The organism is Pseudomonas gingeri (assembly GCF_013385635.1).
Taxonomy (GTDB): Bacteria; Pseudomonadota; Gammaproteobacteria; order Pseudomonadales; family Pseudomonadaceae; genus Aquipseudomonas; species Aquipseudomonas gingeri_A.
Genome location: NZ_JACAPR010000002.1, coordinates 53,195 through 70,978, shown reverse-complemented (window position 1 = coordinate 70,978; position 17,784 = coordinate 53,195). Strand labels below are relative to the sequence as shown.

Genomic DNA, 17,784 nt, shown 5'->3' with positions numbered 1-17,784 from the left:
TTCACAACTCCACCTTTTTTCCAAGCATCCGCTTCAGCGTATTGTTTTTCAGTTGGATGTGATTCTTGACCGCGCCGAAGATATGCAAGGCCAGACCGGCAAGGAAGGCTGACGCGCCAATATTGAAAAGCACATCAACGACGTGTTTGAACTCTTCATTGACGGGAATAAGCGAAGGAATAGAGAAACCACCCGGTAACCCAACCACTTGTCCCGCCGCTGATCGGCTCGCCCAGACCGCAATCGGCAATAACACCATCGCCAGGGCAAGTGCGACCGCTACCGATCGGCTGATAATCAGCTCGATAGGATTGGGTGTACCTGTAGGGAGAGGATGATAGGAAGTAATTCTGGCCCAGAAGCGATAAATGGAGACCAGAAAAAGAATAAGCCCCATCAGGTTCTGAACCCTGGCGAGTTCCATTTGCAGCACACTGTCGGATATCCGGGAAACCATTAAACCCAGTCCCAGGATCGACAGCAGAGCTACCACTACCAGCCAATGCACAATTATTGTGATGGGCGAAAACCTCAGGCCATTGTCGCGCAATTGCATGACTGACTCCTTATTGTTAGTGATGTAAATAAACAACAGGCGGCGAGGATATCGACCCAGGCCGCCCATGCCAGGCCTTAGTGACTGACCGTCCTGGAGGCGCCTATCCCGGTCTGGGCGCGAACCACCTGATCGTCGAACAACCCGCGTTCGATAACAGCCCCGGCACTGCGATCGGTGACCGAGCCGAGCCAGGTGAAGAAGAAGGCGACGTTCATGGATATGATCGCGGGATAGTCAAAGGGAAAGATCGCGGTGGGATTGCCCAGCACCTTGACCCACACCGCCGGCGACAGGATCACCAGGCCAACCGCGCTCACCAGTCCGGCCAATCCGCCCATCAACGCGCCGCGCGTTGTCAGGCCCCGCCAATACATGGAAAGCACCAGGATCGGAAAGTTGACCGATGCCGCGACACCAAAGGTCAGGGCCACCAGGAAGGCGATATTCTGGTCCTTGAACACGATCCCCAGTACCACCGCAACGATGCCGATGCACACCGAGGCAATCCGCGAAACGCGTCTTTCGTCGGCGGCATCCGCGCGGTTGTTCTTGAACACCATCACATACAGGTCATGGGAAATGGCCGAAGTGCCGGCCATCGTCAGCCCGGACACCACCGCCAGGATCGTGGCAAAAGCCACTGCGGAGATGAAACCGAGCAACAGGTCTCCACCCACCGCCTTTGCCAGGTGCATCACCGGCATGTTGCCGCCGCCGATGAGCTTCCCGGCCAGGTTGCCATTTTCGAAGAAGGCCGGGTCCTGGCCGACGATCACGATGGCAGATAACCCCAGCAATGCCACGATCACATAGAAGAAACCGATGAAGCCCGTGGCGACAAACACCGACTTGCGGGCCTCCTTGGCGTCCGGGACAGTGAAGAAACGCATGAGGATATGCGGCAGGCCGGCGGTGCCGAAGACCAGCCCGACCGCCAGGGAAATCAGCGCGAGCGGATCGGCGACCAGTTTGCTTGGCAACAGGATGTGCTCTCCCTCGTGATGAGCGGCAACCGCTTGCTGGAACAGGCTTTCGAGAGAAAATCCGAACCGGCTCAACGCCAGGCCCGCCAGCACGACGCCGCCCAACAGCAGCAACCCCGCCTTGACGATCTGTACCCAGGTGGTGGCGACCATGCCGCCAAAAGTGACATAGACCGCCATCAACAAACCGACGGCGATCACCGCATAGTTATAGGGAAGACCGAACAGCAACTGGATCAGCTGTCCTGCCCCGACCATCTGCACCACCAGGTAAAAACACACCACGGTCAATGAACCAAACGCCGTCAACGTGCGGATGCGTCTTTGATCCAGGCGAAAAGAAGCAATGTCGGCAATGGTGATGCGCCCCAGGTTCCTGATGCGCTCGGCAAACAGAAACAGCAGCAGCGGCCAGGCCACGAAGAAACTGATGGAGTAAATCAGGCCATCGAAGCCATTGAAGTAAATCATGCTGGTGACACCCAGCAGTGCCGCCGCCGACATGTAGTCACCGGCCAGCGCCAGGCCGTTCTGAAACCCGGTGATGCCACCACCGGCATTGTAGAAGTCATCCATGGATCGGGTCTTGGTGGAGGCCCAATAGGTGATCCCCAGCGTCGCGACGACGAATACCAGGAACATGGCGATAGCCGTGAGATTGACCGGCTGCTTCTCGATGCCCTGCAAAGCGTCCGCCGCCTGGGCACTGCCCGCCGCGCACAAAAAGGTCATCAGGCCGAGGTATTGCAACAGGCGGCTCATTGCTCGGCTCCCCGGCGAATCTCGGCGGTCAGGTCATCGAACTCGCCATTGGCGCGCAGGATATACAGGCCTGTCAGCAACCAGGCACCCACGATAAACGCCAGCCCAAGGGGCCAACCAATATTGATGATGCTGGTAGCGGAGATCTTCTTCGCGAGAAGTTGTGGCGCAAAGGCCGCCACGAGGATGAAAACGCAAAAGGGCACGAGCGTTGCCGTCGTGAGAGAAACCAGGAACTTTCGCCGCCGTGATACCAAATCCTTGTAACGAGGGTGGTTCCGAATTCTTATTGATTCAGTCTGGATATTCACGTTGACTCCGGGGTGCTGTGGGAAATTATTGTTCCGCAGCCTCGGACTCGATGACTCGATCCGCCACTGGCTACGGTTTAGGTGCCCGATCAACATAGGACCCCGTAGCAAATCATGTAAAATGATTATTCAAGATGGCTTTTATCGTTTTCAGTGAAACGCAATACAACGGCGTTTACACGATTGAGTCGCTCTATTGTTGTGCCCTCCCCCCCGACTCTCGCTCCCCTTCTTACCCAGGCATAACCCGATCGGAGAATCAAAAGCCTGTCGCGATTAGTTACATTGGGTATCAACTCATGTTTCAGATTTCGTATTTATCAAAAAATAAAACATAAATACAGTTGCCTCACGAAAACGCTAGTCGTGCGCGATAAAGCCAACCGACAACAAAGCCCACTCACAACACGTCTTGTATTCCCTCTTTTGCGAAGTGTAAACAGCAAGGCTTCGTCAAAAGACCACAGTGCAAACCTGAGGCATAAACATGTCCCACCCCTTACGACCGAAAACACCCCTGATCCGCTGGATCAGCCGTTTGTCAGGTCATGCAGAAAAAACATCACGCGAGGAAGTGCCCATGTCGACGAAAGTATTGGTCTTGTATTACTCCACTTACGGTCACACTGAAACGCTGGCCCGAGCCATCGCCGAAGGCGCGCGCTCAGCCGACGCCGAAGTCAGCCTCAAGCGCGTCCCGGAATTGATGTCGGCGGAAGTGGCACGTCAGGCAGGGGCCAAACTGGAACAGGACGCCGATATAGCGACACCCGGCGAACTGGTCAATTACGACGCCATTATCATTGGTACCCCCACCCGTTTCGGCCGTGTTTCTTCACAAATGGCCAACTTCCTCGATCAAACCGGCGGTCTCTGGGCGGAAGGAAAACTGATCGGCAAGGTCGGTGGCGCTTTCGTATCCACCGCCAGCCAGCATGGCGGTGTCGAGACCACGCTGTTCTCGCTCCTGACCTCCATGATGCACCACGGAATGATCACCGTGGGCCTGCCCTACTCCTTCCCGGGGCTGGTCAAGATGGATGAGGTCAGCGGCGGCTCTCCCTACGGCGCTTCCGCGCTGGCTGCCCCGGACGGTTCCCGCCAACCCAGCGAGAACGAACTGGCGGGCGCACGCTTCCAGGGTCGCCATATCGCCGAAATCGCCACGGCCCTGGTGCGCGGGCGCAAGGCCTGATCCCGCTCCGCCCCGTAGTTGAAGCCTGATCCAGGTATTTTCTGGCCATCGCAGGACTCCACCTTCTGCTGCGGTGGCCGTTTTATTCATGAGGTAGATCTGCATGCCGCGTACCCTCGACACTCTGCACTCGGCCTTGTCCGTTTTCCCCCGCGTCACGCTGCTCGATGGACCCACCCCGATCCAGAAACTTTCACGGCTGAGTGCAATGCCGGTGCTCAAGGGCTGCAATCTCTATGTCAAACGTGATGACCTGATGGGCCTTGGCGGCGGCGGCAACAAGCTGCGCAAGCTCGAGTTCCTGCTGGGCCAGGCGCTTGCGCAAGGCGCGGACACACTGATCACCTGGGGTGGGCCGCAATCCAACAACGCCCGCCTCACCGCGGCGGTCGCCGCCCGCCATGGCCTGCATTGCGTATTGCTCCTGAGCCCCTCTCAGGTTCGCGGGGATGACGACTACCACCTCAACGGCAACGTGCTGCTGAACGCTCTCTTCGGCGCGACTGTCCAGCGCCTGCCTGCGGGAACGACACCTGCGACCCATGCCCGGGAACTGGCCGAACAGCTACAACGCCAAGGCCGAAAAACCTTTCTCATGCCTCTGGGCGGTTCCAGCCCCGTGGGTTGTCTCGGCTATGCCGCCGGCGCCGCCGAACTGCTCGCGCAGAGCCAGGTTCTGGGGGTCGACTTTGACCAGATCGTTGTGCCCAACGGCAGCAGCGGTACTCATGCCGGTCTGCTCGCGGGCCTTGTCGCCGCCGCTGCCTCGACGCGGGTGAAGGGATACTCGGTGCTGGGTACGGCGGAGCAATCGCACGAGGCGACCCTGGAAAAGACCCGCCAGGTACTCGAACTGCTCAACAGCGATGCGGATCTGCCCCGCGACGCGATTCACATCGATGATTCGCAAAGAGGTGCCGCCTATGGCGCGCCGACCCGGGCGATGCAGGTGGCAACCCGGACGCTGGCGACTCAGGAAGGCCTGTTGATCGACCCGGTCTATGGTGGCAAGGCATTGGCCGGACTACTGCACTCGGTCGCGGCGGGTGAGTATCCGCCAGGCAGCAATATCCTGTTCGTCATGACAGGAGGCACGCCGGGTATTTTTGCCTACCGGACTGCCTATAGCTGATCCAGGCGGCCCCTCAGCGGCAAAGTCCCCGTCTCCGGTGCTGGATAAATTCCGCCGAAAGCGCCATCCTGCGCGCCTTTTTCCAGCGCGGCGCAGGCTTTACCGCGCCCGACACTCCAGGGACCCGCCATGCACGACCAGCCACTGAACGACGCCGACTTCGAGTTTATCGAGGACATCCTGCTCAAATACGGCGACGATCACAGCGTACTCAACCCTTCCGAGCTCGACGGCTACCTTACCGCACTGGTCTCCGGCCCGACCCCGGTGGATATCGCCGAATGGTTCCCGGCCATCTGGGGCGGGCAGAACCCGGCCTGGGAAAGTCCGCGGGAGTGCAAGCAGTTCATCGATCTGAGCGTACGCCACATGAATGCCCGGGCGACCCAACTGGCGACCGATGCAGCGGCCTTCAAGGCGCGCTTCGAAGAAACCGAACACCAGGGCCAACCGCTGATCCTGGCCGAAGAGTGGTGCTTCGGCTACCTGCGCGGCATCGGGGTCAAGCAATGGCCCGAACTACCGGCCGCCCAGGCAAACCGGCTGGACGCGATCAGCTTCTGCGCGGAACAGGATAATTTCGAACTGCCGGCCAACTTCGATGTGCCCCTGCATCGCCAGCGGGTGGCGGCGATCGAACCGGCGGCGCGCGGATTACACGACTATTGGCTGGCCCGGCGATAACGACACGGCAGCCTTTTCAAGATCGCTTGCAACAATTATCGATTGATAGCGTAAAGCCATCAATCGATAATCCCGCCTCTCATCCGCTTCGCGCAAGGAAAGCCAGTGAAAAAAGCCCTGTTGTTCATCCCGTTGTTCGCCGTGCTGCTGCAAGGCTGTGGCGTCAGCATGACCCGTTATGACCCCAGTTTCGACAATGTCCAGGTGCTCAAGCAACAACAGCCCCTGCAACCGATCAGCAAGGCGCAAGTGACAGCAGCTCCGGGCCAGGGTTCGTTGTCGGTGCGGACCAACCCGATCAGATCCCCCAGCGGCAGCATCACCGGACATATTCAGGACGCCCTTACCGAGGAGCTTCGCCTGGCGGGCCTGCTCGATGCACAGGCGCAGCGGCGTCTGGATGTCCTGGTGACCAGGAATGAACTGGAGGCCGGAGTGAGCACCGGCAAGGGTACGCTCGCGGCGCATTTCACCCTGTTCAAGAATGACCAGGTGGCCTATGACGCGACCAAGCAGGTCAGCAGCGAATGGAACAGCAGCTTCATCGGTGCCGTTGCCATTCCGAACGCGGCCAATGCCTACAACCCGCTGGTACGCAACTTGCTGAAGGACCTGTACAGCGATCCGTTGTTTATCCAGGCCTTGAAATAAGGTCAAAAAAAGAGCCGCGAATGCGGCTCTTTTTTCAAGTCAGGCCCGAGGTCCGAAACCCAGTGCCGAATACTTCAGGTTGTTGCTCTCGACCATCTGCTTGAGCAGCGCATTGACCTGACGGGTGAAGGTATCGTCCACCGCGGCTTTCGGCGTTTTGCCCGCCAGCGGAATGAACCAGATACCTATCCAGGTATTGATAGCGTCATGGTTGCTGTTGCTGCTGACGCTCTGTCCTTGTGCATCAAGCGCTTCGAGACTCATGCTGTACTGGTCGGTCGCCAATGCAGGGATGATGGTGAAGGTGAATCCGCTGATAAAGGCCATGACCAATTGACCACCACCCGGTGGATGGTTGTAGACCTTGAGGCGCAGATTGTAATCACCCGGCTGCTTCTGGAACTCGTCCAGGGTGACGCGGCCGAAAAGTCCGGAATCGGTCAACGCTTTTTGCAACTGCGGCTTGAGCGCCTCGCGCGCTTGCGGAACCTCGACAGCCGACGCGCTCTTTGGCTCACCCTGGTAGAAATCGAATTTGACGTAGACATTCGGCTTGTTCGAATAAGCCGCCATCGACGGCATTTTTACCGGTGCCACTTCATCTTTCGTAAAACTGGCGCAACCGCTCAACGTAAGCGCCAGGGCCAACCCCAGCATTTTTCCGATATTCATTACCGCGTCCTTAGTGAAATGGCAAAGCGCCTCCATCGCCGGAGTGCTGCGGCGGATTCTAGAGAGTGTCGATCAATAGCAAAAGGCCACATTACAGAAATATTCCTCGGTGCCACACCGGGCCAGAACCCTCAGGCATTCTTTTTCTGCAGGCTTTTCATTTGCAGCTTCGCCCGTTGCACGGCGGCCATCTTCTCCGGCCGCTTCATGCGCTTCCATTTGCGGATATCGTCCTTGGTGCGGCCACAACTGACGCACAGCTCGCCGCTGAGCTGGCACAGCGAAATACAGGGGTTATCGATCTCCTTGGCCATGACTCAGCCCCGCCCAGGACGCTTGCGCGCCAGGCGCTGCGACCCGTTTCCGGCATTCTCGCGCTGGCGGGCTTGCTCACTGTCAAATTGCACATGGGCGGCCACCGCATCCAGCACCACACCAGCCTGGGCCAATGCCGCAGCTGTCAGCTCGACCATGCGAGCGTCCTGTCCTGCGGCCAGCGCCTGGCGTTGATGAACCTGGGTGTCAAACACCCAGATCACCCTCAGACTCGTGGGAAACAACGCGTAATCGACCTCATGGGTCAGCCAGCAAAACCCCACGATCTCCGCCTTCGCCGTTTCACAGGCTTCAGTCAGGGTGGCGACCAGCAGACGCTCTGTGCGTGCCTGGTCGCGTTTACTCGACAGCATGGATGAGTCCTTGTAGCAAACGACGTGAAAACGCTCATCATACGCTACCGGAAATCGTCCTACCCGCCACGCCCCCCAGGCCTGCCAAACCGTAGAAACACGCCCTACCAGGGCAGCGTTTCACCATGGCGATCGGTAAAACGCAGGCCCGGCAACCCGGCGTGACGTTCCACGCAATCGACGACCAGGGGAATGCTCTGCGGGATCTCCAGAATCGCATTGGGACCGCCCATTTCCGTACGCACCCAACCCGGCGCCATCAACAACAACGCTCGGGGGTCATGCGGATGGCGCGCGGCAAATGCCTTCATCAACATATTCAGCGCGGCCTTGCTGGAGCTGTAGAGCGCCCAGTTCCCCGCGTTGTTGGCAATGCTCCCCAGTTCCGAGGACATCACCACGATGACGCCGTTGTGCTCGACAGTGTCGTGAAACACCTCGACGACCCGCATCGGACTCAGGGCGTTGGTCAGCATCATGTCGATAAAGTCCTGCTCGTCGACCTTCAGCGGTGTCAGTTCGTTGGCCTTGCAGATCCCGGCATTGATGAACAAGGTCCGCAGTGGGCGGTCCCCCAGTCGCCCCCGGAGTTGCCTGACAGCGGCAAGATCCACCATATCCAGCGACTCGAGTTGCAACTGCCCGGCGTACCGCACCTTCAGCGCCTGCAAGCCGCTGGACGGGCCTCGCGACGTGGCGATGACCTGATAGCCACGGGAGCAATACTCCTCGGCCAATGCCAACCCCAGGCCGCGGGAAGCGCCTACTATCAAAGCCGTTTTTTCTGTCATCGGTCATTCTCTTCTGCGTCGGCGCCTTCTCCTCTACCGCCGAGGAAACAGCACCGCATAGGTGGATTGGTGTCTAGGCGACATTGAAACACCGGAAAAACGTCCAACCCACCACCGCGCCGTCATGAATCCGCTGCCGCAAAGTCATCAATCACTTTGCCTGGCCCACCCCGCGCCGGCTCAGGCGGAGCACGGCCTGGAGCCTTTTCCGGATATCAAAACCACGCAGACCGCAATCAGCCCACCATTACTAAATATTTCTTCATGTCATCAGAAAGAAATATTTCAGGCATTAAATCGCTATCAGTCTGACTTATGAACCCTTTCACCCAACCCTGTGCATCGAGGTATTGCCGTGATTTTGCTGACAAAAAAACGCCTGTCGGTCCTGCTGGCTTCTCTCTGCCTGAGCGGCGTTGCTCATGCCACCGACGTCACCGGTGCCGGCTCCAGCTTCGTCTTTCCGGTGCTGTCCAAATGGTCCCAGGACTACAGCAAGACCTCCAGCAACCGCATCAACTACCAGTCCATCGGTTCCGGCGGCGGTATCGCCCAGATCAAGGCCGCGACCGTGGATTTCGGTGCTTCCGATGCCCCGCTGTCGGCTGACGAACTCAAGGCCGGTGGCCTGGGCCAGTTCCCTAGCGTGATCGGCGGTATCGTGCCGGTGATGAACATCGAAGGCGTCGCCGCCGGCCAACTGAAGCTCGACGGCGAAACCCTGGCGAAGATCTTCCTGGGCACCATCACTGCCTGGAACGACCCGGCCATCGTGGCCCTCAACCCAGGCCTGAAACTGCCTGACGGCAAGATCACCGTCGTGCACCGTTCCGATGGTTCGGGTACCTCTTACAACTTCACCAACTACCTGGACAAAGCCAGCGCCGACTGGAAATCCAAGATCGGTTTCGGCACCACCGTACCTTGGCCGGTCGGTGTCGGTGGCAAGGGCAACGAAGGTGTCTCGGCCTACGTGAAGCAGATCAAGAACTCGATCGGCTACGTCGAATACGCCTACGCCCTGCAGAACAAGATGACCCACGCGCAGCTGAAGAATGCCTCCGGCAAGTTCGTCCAGCCTAACGCCAAGGCCTTCCAGGCCGCCGCCGATACCGCCGACTGGGCCAGCGCCAAGGACTTCAACCTGATCATGACCAACGCTCCGGGCGACGCCGCATGGCCGATCACCGCGACCACCTGGATCATCATGTACAAGCAGCCGAAGAATGCCGAGCAGAGTTCGGCGGCCTTCAACTTCTTCAAGTGGTCCCTGGAAAACGGTCAGCAACAAGCGGCCTCGCTGGACTACGTAGCCCTGCCCGATTCGCTGGTCAAGCGCATCGAAGGCTACTGGAAATCCGACTTCGCCCATTGATCCAGCCCGCCTGAAACCTCCCGTCATCCGGTCATCACAGCCGGATGATGGGACTTGAGCAGAGTCATAATGAACGACACCGTCCAGCCCCTGGCACTGTCCACCTACAGCAGCGATACGGCCAGTGATGGCCGGGCCGCCCGCGACCAACGTCATGACCTGTGGTTCAAACGAACCCTATTCGGCGCCGCCATGCTGGTGCTGGTACTCCTGGCAAGCATCGCGGCCTCTACCCTGTGGGGCGGCAGCCTCGCCTTCAAGACCTTTGGTTTCGACTTCCTGACCAGCACCGAATGGGATGCGGTCAACAATCATTTTGGCGCGTTGGTACCGATCTACGGCACCCTCGTGACCTCCTTCCTGGCCTTGCTGATCGCCGTGCCCGTGAGCTTCGGCATCGCGATCTTCCTGACCGAGGTGGCGCCGCCCTGGCTGCGCATGCCCGTCGCCTCCGCCGTCGAGCTGTTGGCCGGGATTCCCTCGATCATCTACGGCATGTGGGGCCTGTTCGTGTTCGGCCCGTTCATGGCCGACCACCTGTCACCGTGGATCAACGACTATCTCGGCGCCTTGCCGGGCATCGGCCCGCTGTTCCAGGGCCCGCCCCTGGGTATCGGCATGCTGACCGCCGGCATCGTCCTGGCGATCATGATCATGCCGTTCATCACCTCGGTGATGCATGAAGTGTTTCGCAGCGTTCCCACCACCCTCAAGGAGTCCGCCTATGCACTGGGCGGTACCACCTGGGAAGTGGTCTGGGACATCGTCCTGCCCTACACCCGTTCGGCGGTGGTCGGCGGGGTGTTCCTCGGCCTCGGCCGGGCCCTGGGCGAAACCATGGCGGTGACCTTCGTCCTGGGCAACGCCCAGCAGTTCTCGGCCTCGCTGCTGATGCCGAGCAGTTCCATCGCCTCGATCATCGCCAACGAATTCAGCGAAGCCTATACCGACCTGCACCGCTCGGCGCTGATCGCCCTGGGATTCCTGCTGTTTATCGTCACCTTTATCGTCCTGGCATTGGCGCGACTGATGCTCATGCGACTCTCACGCAAGGAAGGTCTATGACGGGCAACGAAAGTCTTTACCGGGCCCGCGCCTTCAAGAACCGTCTGGCGATGGTCCTCAGTTGCGGTGCCACGCTGTTCGGCCTGACCTGGCTGGTGTGGATCCTGCTGACCACCGTGATCAACGGTTTCCAGGCCCTCAACCTGCGCCTGTTCACCGAGATGACACCGCCACCGGGCACCGAAGGCGGCCTGGCGAATGCCTTCTACGGCAGCGCCCTGATGTCGGCGATCGCCCTGCTGATCGGGACCCCGATCGGCTTGATGGCCGGGGTCTGGCTGGCCGAGTTCGCCCGCCACTCGCGCCTGGGCAGCATCGTACGTTTCATCAACGATATCCTGCTCTCGGCACCGTCGATCGTACTTGGCCTGTTCGTCTACACCGCAGTGATCCTGCCGTTGAACCTGCTGACCAATCACCAGGTCGGCTTCTCCGCCATTGCCGGCGCCCTGACCCTGGCGTTGCTGGTGATTCCGGTGGTGGTGCGGACCACCGACGAGATGCTCCAGCTGCAACCCTCGACCATGCGCGAGGCGGCGCTGGCCCTGGGCGTGCCACAGTGGAAACTGACCCTGCAGATCGTCCTGCGCGCAGCCAAGGCCGGCGTCGTCACCGGGGTGCTGCTGGCCCTGGCGCGCATCACCGGCGAAACCGCCCCGCTGCTGTTCACCGCCTTCGGCAACCAGTTCTGGAGCAGCAACCTGCTCAAGCCGATTGCCAGCGTGCCGGTGGTGATCTTCCAGTACGCCATGAGCCCGTTCGAGGACTGGCATGCCCTGGCCTGGGCCGGCGCCCTGGTACTGACCCTGTTTGTACTGCTGCTCAGTTTGCTCTCCCGATTGATCCTTTTGCGCAATAGGCTGACCTGATGAAGACCCGTGACCTTGCCAGCGAGAACACCAAGATCCGTGTTCGTGGCCTGGAGTTTTTCTACAACAACCAGCCGTCGCTGAAGTCCATCGACATGGATATCCCGGAGAAACGCATCACCGCGATCATCGGGCCTTCCGGCTGCGGCAAGTCGACCCTGCTGCGGGTATTCAACCGCATCTACGCGATGTACCCGAAGCAGGAAGCACGCGGCGAAGTGTTGCTCAACGGCGAGAACATCCTCGCCCCCGGCTATTCGATGAACCGCCTGCGCAGCCACGTCGGCATGGTATTCCAGAAGCCGGTACCGTTTCCGATGTCGATCTATGAAAACATCGCCTACGCCGTGCGCCACCACGAAAAGCTGTCGCGTCACGAGATGGATGAGCGTGTCGAACAGGCCCTGCACGGCGCGGCGCTGTGGAACGAAGTCAAGGACAAGCTCAAGCAAAGCGCACAGGGCCTCTCCGGCGGCCAGCAACAGCGCCTGTGCATCGCCCGCACCATCGCCCTGCGCCCGCAGGTACTGCTACTGGACGAACCGACCTCGGCCCTCGACCCGATTTCCACCGGGCGCATCGAGCAACTGATCACCGAGCTGAAAGAGCAGTACACGGTAATCATCGTCACCCACAACATGCAGCAGGCCGCTCGGGTATCGGACTACACCGCGTTCATGTTCATGGGCGAACTGATCGAGCATGACGAGACCGACTCGATCTTCACCCACCCGAAAATGAAACAGACCGAGGACTACATCACCGGCCGGTTCGGCTGACCGCTCTTTCTCATGATCGAGATAGAAACGGCACATTGATAAAGAAAGATTCGGCCAAAGGCTGCTTTAATGAGTCCATTCCAGGCCCTGCCGATTCGCGCCGTGAGGCGGCGCGGAGCGGTTCCTCGATCCACTCGAAAGGTAGCGCACCGATGGCACGTCTCACCGCAAAAGACTTTGCCCCTGAACTGCTCGAACTCTACGACTACTACGTCCACGGCAAGATCAACCGCCGGGAGTTTCTTGACCGCGCGGCGAAATTCACCCTCGGCGGCATGGCTGCCGCCAGTGTGCTGGCGGCGCTGAGTCCGGACTATGCACTGGCCGAACAGGTGCCGTTTACCGATCCGGATATCGTCGCCGAATACATCACCTACCCCTCGCCCAACGGCCATCAGCAGGTCCGTGCCTATCTGGTCCGGCCGGCCAAGGCCACCGGCAAGGTGCCGGCGGTAGTGGTCGTTCATGAGAATCGCGGGCTCAACCCCTACATCGAAGACGTCGCCCGGCGTGTCGCCAAGGCCGGCTTTGTCGCCCTGGCCCCCGATGGCCTGTCATCGGTCGGCGGCTATCCCGGCAACGATGAGAAAGGCGTGGCCCTGCAGAAAACCGTCGACCCCGAAAAACTCATGAACGACTTCTTCGCCGCCATCGAGTGGTTGATCGGCCATGACGCGACTACCGGAAAAGTCGGGATCACCGGGTTCTGCTACGGCGGTGGGGTTGCCAATGCCGCAGCCGTGGCCTATCCCGAACTGAGTGCGGCGGTGCCCTTCTATGGCCGCCAACCCAAGGCCGAGGACGTGCCCGGGATCAAGGCGCCCCTGCTGCTGCACTACGCCGAGCTGGACAAGGGCATCACCGATGGCTGGCCAGCCTACGAACACGCCCTGAAGGCCGCCGGCAAGACCTATGAGGTGCATATCTACCAAGGGGTCAATCACGGCTTCCACAACGACTCCACGCCGCGTTACGACGAGGCGGCGGCCAAGCTGGCGTGGGACAGGACGGTGGGCTGGTTCCGACGCTACCTGGCGTGACGCTCCGGCCGTTCAATCGACGCCCGACCGATCAGAGGCGAAAGCGATCCACCGATTGCGAAAGCTGCCCGGCCAGGGCGGACAACTGATCGGTGGTCGCGGCCGTCTCGCCGATGACCCGGCTGTTGCCCACCGACATATCGGCGATCATTTCCACCTGATGGGCAATTTCGTTGCTGGCCAGGCTCTGCTCGCCAATCGTGCGGGAGATATCGTTGACCAGTTGGCTGGTATTGAGCGTGGCGTCGAGGATCTCGCGGATGGCGCGTTCGACATCGGCAGTCACCGCCATGCCCCGGTCGACCTGAGCGACACCGGCCTCCATACTGCTGACCGCCTCGCGCGTGCTTTGCTGGATGCGCGCGACCATGCTGGCAATTTCCTGGGTCGACGCGCTGGTGCGTGCAGCCAGGCTGCGCACCTCGTCGGCGACCACCGCGAACCCGCGCCCCTGCTCACCGGCCCGAGCGGCCTCGATGGCCGCGTTGAGCGCCAGCAGGTTGGTCTGGTCGGCAATGCCCTTGATCACCTGGATAATGCTGAAGATCCCCTCGGACTCCTTGTCCAGGGTACGGATTACCTGGGCCGACTGCTGCGCCGAGCGGGCAATATCGTCCATGTCGCTGACCACCTGGTGAATCACCCGGCCGCCGTCCTTGGCCAGGGCCTCGGCCTGGTTGGCCATGCCCAGCGCGCGTTCGGCATGGCGGGTGATATCCTCGATACTCGCGGTCATCTCACTGGCCGCTGCCGCCATGGTGCTGGCGGCATCGCTCTGCTGCTGGCTGCTGCCCGCCACCTGGTGGCAGCCACTGCTCAGTTGCTGGCTCATGCCGCTGACGCCATGGGCATTGCCACGCACCACTTCGATCATGCTGCGCAGATCACGCTGCATGGTTGCCAGGCTGCGAATCAGCAAGCTGGCCTCGTCCCGTTGCCGGGGTTCGACAATGGCTTCACTGAGGTCGCCGTGGGCAATCCGTTCGGCGATCCGGTTGGCGGACTGCAACGGCCCCATGATGCTGCGAATGACCCAGTAGCCCTGCACAAGCAGCAACAGCAAACCGGCGACCAGGACACCGGCAAGGGTCAGGTTGGCATGGCTGATCGTTCGTTGGGTGCCCTCTCCGCTCAGTTGTGCGTTGGACTCGATCAGTCCGCTGAGGCTGGCCATTTCATCCTCCAACTGGCCGAACGCTTTGTTGAAAGAGGCCAATTGCTGCTGGGCATTCTCCGGGTTGTCGAGCGCCAGCCCCACCATATGTTCGGCGGCGTTGATATAGGTTTCAAGACTCGGCTTGATCTTGTTCAGGGCCGCCTTGAGAGTGTCATTGACCGGCAGCTTGAGATTCTCGTCGAGCACCTGGCGGAAATGCGTGGCGTGCTCCTCGATGGAGCTGCGCACCTCGGCCTTGTCGCTGGTGCTTTTGCCCAGCCCGACCAGCATCGCCGAAAGGACGTCGGCGCGCAGGGCGTCATGCATCATGTCGGCTTCGAGATGATTGCGCAGCGCGGTCATGCTGACCTGGCTGTCATCCGTCGCGGTCGCCATCCGCACATTGCCCAGGTAGCTGGCCAGGCTCATGATCAGGACAGTGAGCAGGCTGGTGCCGATCAGCAGGAACAAGCGCAACTTTATGGACATGGTGCAACCCTCCGTTAGGCAATCCCGCGGCATCGGCTGCCGAATACCCGCATGAAGAGGTTATCGGCCCTGCCTGACGCTTATTTAAGCCTATTTCCACGGATCGGCCGCTATCGCCGGAGCACCGGACGTTATTTCGCCTTGTCATCCCGAGGTTTGTAGAACAGGAATTTGTCGGTCTCGGCGGTCTTGATGTATTGCTTGATCCAGTCCGGGCTCACACTCCGGTCATGGAAGTACATCGCGCCGTTGGTGCGGTCCTTGAGTTGCTGGTTGAGGGCCTTGCGCGCGACTTCCTTGGCGATGGTGTAACGGTCCTCCTCCTGTACCTCATCCGAACGCCCGTCGCACCACCAGGAAAACTGACAGGCTTTCTTCTCGGAGCCCTGCTTGACCACCTCGCAGATCGTTCCGGGAAACCCTTCATGCCCCAGGCGATTCACCACCACGCTGGCGACCGCTTCCATATCGGCCGGCTGACCGCCCTTGGCTTCCCAGTAGATGGTCCGAGACAGGCAGGTAATCGCATCGGCCACCGCCGCGTCGCCCGCCGGGTCCACCGCCTGCGTCTCGACCTTGGTCAGGGTTGGCGCCTTGGGTTCCGCCGCCGGGCTCTCCTTTTCAGCGGCTTTCTGCTCCAGCACCTGCGCCTTGTCGATGGCGACTTCCGGTTTCGGTTGCGGATCGGCGGCGATAGCCGCCCCCGTGGCAAGAGCCGTCGCGAGACAGCCGGCTATCCAGATAGGGTGCATGGTCCGATCCTGTTGAATGAACCCTGCCCAGGGAATGCCGCCGCGCCGCGTCGGGCAGATTATCCGAGGCTCGCTGGCCAATTCGACATCGACGTGAACAAATCATTCCCCGACCTGCCCGACATAAAAGCGCTTGCCTGCCATGGGGCACTATCGCGCATCATGTGCGCAGTCCGTTCGAGGGGAATATCCATGCGCGTCCTGTTTTCCACCCTGCGTTCCGTCGTACTGCCGCTGGGCCTGGTGCTGGGCCTGACGGTTGGCAACAACGCCCTGGCCAGCGAAGAAACGCAATTGCTGCAGTCGATCAACGGCTACCGAAGCCAGGTGCAGCGCTGCGGCAACCAGGCATCCCTGGAGTTGCCGCCGCTGGCCGCCGACCCGCGCCTGATCCTGCCGCCGGACAGTGCCGGCGACCTGCAACAGGCCCTGGCGCGGGCCGCGTATCCGATGGTCAATGTGCAGGCGATCAGCCTGTCCGGCCCCCGCGATGCCAATGCGGCCATGAAGGCGGTGCGGGAAAGCTTCTGTCGGGTGGTGCTGGACCCGCAATTCGTCGATATCGGCGTCAGCCGCCAGGGCAACGAGTGGCGTATCGTCCTCGCCCGGCCGCTGCTGACCGCCCGTCTCGGCGACAGCCAGGCCGAAGGCCAGAAGCTGCTGGAGATGATCAACAGCGCCCGTGCCCAGCCGCGCCAGTGTGGCACCCAGGCCTTTGCCGCCACCTCACCGCTGGTGTGGAACGCGCTGTTGGCGACCACTGCCGAAAGCCATAGCCGCAACATGGCGAACAACAACTTCTTCGATCACCAGGATCGCGACGGCCATACCCCCGGAGACCGGGCCGAACTGGCGGGCTATATCGCCCAGCGGATCGGCGAGAACATCGCCGCCGGGCAGGACAGCGGGCGCAAGGTGGTCGACGGCTGGCTTGCCAGTCCCGGCCACTGCGCCAATCTGATGAACCCGCAATTCCGCGAGCTGGGCGCCGCCTATGCGGTCGACCCGAAGAGCGATTCGGGCATCTACTGGACCAGTCTGTTCGGCACCCAGTAAGCCCGTGGCCTAGCCAAGACGCGCCAGCACCAGAGCCCTGGCCTGGCGCGCCATCTGGTCGAGATGGCGATCGCGCTTCTTCTCGGCCTCGGCCATCGCCTTGCGGCCATGCTGCTGCAACAGGTAGGCATGAATCTGCCGCACTTCCAGGGTGTTGTAGATCGGCGCCACGTCGAGCACCGCCACTAGCCCGTCGGTGCCGTGATCGCGAGTGTTCATCACCACCTGCGGCCCGCGCGCGGCCAGGACCTGGAAACCCATCGCCTCGAAATACGCCACCTTGCCCACCGCGCAGGCCAGTTCGGCATGAGGGTAATGGCCGACCATCTGCCCCAGCATCGCCCGGGCGATACCGCGCCGACGCCGGTCGGCCTGCACGGCCATATAGGCCACGGCACAGGCCTGGGCATCGTCCTTGACCGGCAGGTACAGCAGGAAACCGAGCACCCGTGACGGCTCCTCGTCATCCAGGGCCACGATCAACTCCGCCGGAATGCCCTTCGAACCGTCCATCGCATCCAGGTAGAGATGCACCTCGTAGCCGACCCCGTACTGATACAGGTTATACAGCGGGTTGCTTGGCGTGAGGGCGACCATGCTGATATCGGTGAAGTAATCCACCACCATCTGCAGGATCTGGCTCTTGATCGATTCGGGCGGCGGGGTTTGCAGGCGGGTCAGCGTGAACATCGACAATCGGCTCCGGGCAAAGGCATGCCCGGGCTGGAAGGTAGAAGCCCGGACGCGGGCATTGTAGCGCGTCCTGAGCCATTG

20 protein-coding genes and 1 pseudogene are annotated in these 17,784 nt (G+C 60.8%); 10 read left to right on the top strand and 11 right to left on the bottom strand.

Annotation, left to right across the window (positions count from 1 at the left end; all coding sequences use genetic code 11):
- Window position 1: 1 nt before the first annotated feature.
- From HX851_RS01720 to HX851_RS01710, 3 genes are all read right to left on the bottom strand, one after another.
- The gene (locus tag HX851_RS01720) at window positions 2-556 is read right to left on the bottom strand and encodes a cytochrome b (protein WP_177057111.1); all 555 of its coding nucleotides are present in this window, start codon (window positions 554-556) and stop codon (window positions 2-4) included.
- 77 nt (window positions 557-633) lie between these two features.
- Window positions 634-2,304, bottom strand: coding sequence for a cation/acetate symporter ActP (gene actP, locus HX851_RS01715; protein WP_177057112.1), 1,671 nt, complete (start codon window positions 2,302-2,304; stop codon window positions 634-636).
- Window positions 2,301-2,615: a DUF485 domain-containing protein gene (locus HX851_RS01710; protein ID WP_177057113.1), complete on the bottom strand. Its 315-nt coding sequence runs from the start codon at window positions 2,613-2,615 to the stop codon at window positions 2,301-2,303. The genes actP and HX851_RS01710 overlap by 4 nt, the downstream gene beginning before the upstream one ends.
- A 580-nt stretch (window positions 2,616-3,195) precedes the next feature.
- Between HX851_RS01710 and wrbA the strand changes: the two genes are divergently transcribed.
- The 4 genes from wrbA to HX851_RS01690 all read left to right on the top strand — a co-directional run bounded on the left by wrbA (window position 3,196) and on the right by HX851_RS01690 (window position 6,277).
- The gene (gene wrbA / locus HX851_RS01705; RefSeq protein WP_177064745.1) at window positions 3,196-3,810 is read left to right on the top strand and encodes an NAD(P)H:quinone oxidoreductase; all 615 of its coding nucleotides are present in this window, start codon (window positions 3,196-3,198) and stop codon (window positions 3,808-3,810) included.
- A 103-nt stretch (window positions 3,811-3,913) separates the two neighbouring features.
- Window positions 3,914-4,942, top strand: coding sequence for a D-cysteine desulfhydrase family protein (locus tag HX851_RS01700; RefSeq protein ID WP_177064743.1), 1,029 nt, complete (start codon window positions 3,914-3,916; stop codon window positions 4,940-4,942).
- 129 nt (window positions 4,943-5,071) lie between these two features.
- A complete protein-coding gene (locus HX851_RS01695; protein ID WP_177064741.1) occupies window positions 5,072-5,626 on the top strand; it encodes a UPF0149 family protein in 555 nt (184 codons plus the stop codon).
- Between the two features lie 105 nt (window positions 5,627-5,731).
- The gene (locus HX851_RS01690) at window positions 5,732-6,277 is read left to right on the top strand and encodes a hypothetical protein (protein ID WP_177064739.1); all 546 of its coding nucleotides are present in this window, start codon (window positions 5,732-5,734) and stop codon (window positions 6,275-6,277) included.
- A gap of 39 nt (window positions 6,278-6,316) precedes the next feature.
- Here the strand turns inward: HX851_RS01690 and HX851_RS01685 are convergent, their stop codons facing one another.
- The 4 genes from HX851_RS01685 to HX851_RS01670 form a co-directional block, all read right to left on the bottom strand.
- Window positions 6,317-6,949 carry a hypothetical protein gene (locus HX851_RS01685; RefSeq protein ID WP_177064738.1) on the bottom strand — a complete coding sequence of 211 codons (633 nt, stop codon included), beginning with the start codon at window positions 6,947-6,949 and terminating at the stop codon, window positions 6,317-6,319.
- 131 nt (window positions 6,950-7,080) lie between these two features.
- Window positions 7,081-7,263 carry a DUF1289 domain-containing protein gene (locus HX851_RS01680; RefSeq protein ID WP_177064737.1) on the bottom strand — a complete coding sequence of 61 codons (183 nt, stop codon included), beginning with the start codon at window positions 7,261-7,263 and terminating at the stop codon, window positions 7,081-7,083.
- Window positions 7,264-7,266: 3 nt separating this feature from the next.
- The gene (locus tag HX851_RS01675) at window positions 7,267-7,638 is read right to left on the bottom strand and encodes a hypothetical protein (protein WP_177064736.1); all 372 of its coding nucleotides are present in this window, start codon (window positions 7,636-7,638) and stop codon (window positions 7,267-7,269) included.
- Window positions 7,639-7,742: 104 nt separating this feature from the next.
- Window positions 7,743-8,429: an SDR family NAD(P)-dependent oxidoreductase gene (locus HX851_RS01670; RefSeq protein ID WP_177064735.1), complete on the bottom strand. Its 687-nt coding sequence runs from the start codon at window positions 8,427-8,429 to the stop codon at window positions 7,743-7,745.
- 355 nt (window positions 8,430-8,784) lie between these two features.
- Here HX851_RS01670 and pstS point away from each other — a divergent pair, with 355 nt between their 5' ends.
- From pstS to yghX, 5 genes are all read left to right on the top strand, one after another.
- Window positions 8,785-9,804, top strand: coding sequence for a phosphate ABC transporter substrate-binding protein PstS (gene pstS / locus HX851_RS01665; RefSeq protein WP_177057117.1), 1,020 nt, complete (start codon window positions 8,785-8,787; stop codon window positions 9,802-9,804).
- A 69-nt stretch (window positions 9,805-9,873) separates the two neighbouring features.
- Entirely contained in the window at window positions 9,874-10,869 is a 996-nt protein-coding gene (gene pstC, locus HX851_RS01660; RefSeq protein WP_177057118.1) for a phosphate ABC transporter permease subunit PstC, read from the top strand.
- Entirely contained in the window at window positions 10,866-11,738 is an 873-nt protein-coding gene (gene pstA, locus HX851_RS01655; RefSeq protein WP_177057119.1) for a phosphate ABC transporter permease PstA, read from the top strand. Before pstC ends, pstA begins: the two co-directional genes overlap by 4 nt.
- On the top strand, window positions 11,738-12,517 hold the full coding sequence (gene pstB / locus HX851_RS01650; protein WP_177057120.1) for a phosphate ABC transporter ATP-binding protein PstB: 780 nt from the start codon (window positions 11,738-11,740) through the stop codon (window positions 12,515-12,517). Before pstA ends, pstB begins: the two co-directional genes overlap by 1 nt.
- Before the next feature lie 152 nt (window positions 12,518-12,669).
- Complete coding sequence (yghX, locus tag HX851_RS01645) at window positions 12,670-13,557, top strand: YghX family hydrolase (protein ID WP_177064734.1); 888 nt, start codon at window positions 12,670-12,672, stop codon at window positions 13,555-13,557.
- 31 nt (window positions 13,558-13,588) lie between these two features.
- Here yghX and HX851_RS45375 read toward each other — a convergent pair whose 3' ends face one another.
- The 3 genes and pseudogenes from HX851_RS45375 to HX851_RS01635 form a co-directional block, all read right to left on the bottom strand.
- Complete coding sequence (locus HX851_RS45375) at window positions 13,589-14,314, bottom strand: methyl-accepting chemotaxis protein (RefSeq protein ID WP_438362408.1); 726 nt, start codon at window positions 14,312-14,314, stop codon at window positions 13,589-13,591.
- A 132-nt stretch (window positions 14,315-14,446) separates the two neighbouring features.
- A pseudogene (locus HX851_RS45370) lies at window positions 14,447-15,202 on the bottom strand (MCP four helix bundle domain-containing protein); the annotation flags it as partial.
- A gap of 131 nt (window positions 15,203-15,333) precedes the next feature.
- Entirely contained in the window at window positions 15,334-15,954 is a 621-nt protein-coding gene (locus tag HX851_RS01635; RefSeq protein WP_177064733.1) for a cell wall hydrolase, read from the bottom strand.
- A 192-nt stretch (window positions 15,955-16,146) separates the two neighbouring features.
- Between HX851_RS01635 and HX851_RS01630 the strand changes: the two genes are divergently transcribed.
- Window positions 16,147-17,010, top strand: coding sequence for a CAP domain-containing protein (locus HX851_RS01630; RefSeq protein WP_177064732.1), 864 nt, complete (start codon window positions 16,147-16,149; stop codon window positions 17,008-17,010).
- A 9-nt stretch (window positions 17,011-17,019) separates the two neighbouring features.
- Here the strand turns inward: HX851_RS01630 and HX851_RS01625 are convergent, their stop codons facing one another.
- Window positions 17,020-17,700 (bottom strand): GNAT family N-acetyltransferase, encoded by a 681-nt coding sequence (locus HX851_RS01625; protein ID WP_177064730.1) that lies wholly within the window; start codon window positions 17,698-17,700, stop codon window positions 17,020-17,022.
- Between the last annotated feature and the right edge of the window lie 84 nt (window positions 17,701-17,784).

Excerpts from the sequence above, each read along its gene's own strand:
- pstC (WP_177057118.1), top strand. The coding sequence starts at position 9,874 with ATGAACGACACCGTCCAGCCCCTGGCACTGTCCACCTACAGCAGCGAT.
- wrbA (WP_177064745.1), top strand. The coding sequence starts at position 3,196 with ATGTCGACGAAAGTATTGGTCTTGTATTACTCCACTTACGGTCACACT.
- pstA (WP_177057119.1), top strand. The coding sequence starts at position 10,866 with ATGACGGGCAACGAAAGTCTTTACCGGGCCCGCGCCTTCAAGAACCGT.
- HX851_RS01635 (WP_177064733.1), bottom strand. The coding sequence starts at position 15,954 with ATGCACCCTATCTGGATAGCCGGCTGTCTCGCGACGGCTCTTGCCACG.
- HX851_RS01680 (WP_177064737.1), bottom strand. The coding sequence starts at position 7,263 with ATGGCCAAGGAGATCGATAACCCCTGTATTTCGCTGTGCCAGCTCAGC.
- HX851_RS01700 (WP_177064743.1), top strand. The coding sequence starts at position 3,914 with ATGCCGCGTACCCTCGACACTCTGCACTCGGCCTTGTCCGTTTTCCCC.
- HX851_RS01670 (WP_177064735.1), bottom strand. The coding sequence starts at position 8,429 with ATGACAGAAAAAACGGCTTTGATAGTAGGCGCTTCCCGCGGCCTGGGG.
- pstB (WP_177057120.1), top strand. The coding sequence starts at position 11,738 with ATGAAGACCCGTGACCTTGCCAGCGAGAACACCAAGATCCGTGTTCGT.
- HX851_RS01695 (WP_177064741.1), top strand. The coding sequence starts at position 5,072 with ATGCACGACCAGCCACTGAACGACGCCGACTTCGAGTTTATCGAGGAC.
- HX851_RS01685 (WP_177064738.1), bottom strand. The coding sequence starts at position 6,949 with ATGAATATCGGAAAAATGCTGGGGTTGGCCCTGGCGCTTACGTTGAGC.
- HX851_RS01675 (WP_177064736.1), bottom strand. The coding sequence starts at position 7,638 with ATGCTGTCGAGTAAACGCGACCAGGCACGCACAGAGCGTCTGCTGGTC.
- HX851_RS01630 (WP_177064732.1), top strand. The coding sequence starts at position 16,147 with ATGCGCGTCCTGTTTTCCACCCTGCGTTCCGTCGTACTGCCGCTGGGC.
- HX851_RS01720 (WP_177057111.1), bottom strand. The coding sequence starts at position 556 with ATGCAATTGCGCGACAATGGCCTGAGGTTTTCGCCCATCACAATAATT.
- actP (WP_177057112.1), bottom strand. The coding sequence starts at position 2,304 with ATGAGCCGCCTGTTGCAATACCTCGGCCTGATGACCTTTTTGTGCGCG.
- yghX (WP_177064734.1), top strand. The coding sequence starts at position 12,670 with ATGGCACGTCTCACCGCAAAAGACTTTGCCCCTGAACTGCTCGAACTC.
- HX851_RS01625 (WP_177064730.1), bottom strand. The coding sequence starts at position 17,700 with ATGTTCACGCTGACCCGCCTGCAAACCCCGCCGCCCGAATCGATCAAG.
- HX851_RS45375 (WP_438362408.1), bottom strand. The coding sequence starts at position 14,314 with ATGGCGGCAGCGGCCAGTGAGATGACCGCGAGTATCGAGGATATCACC.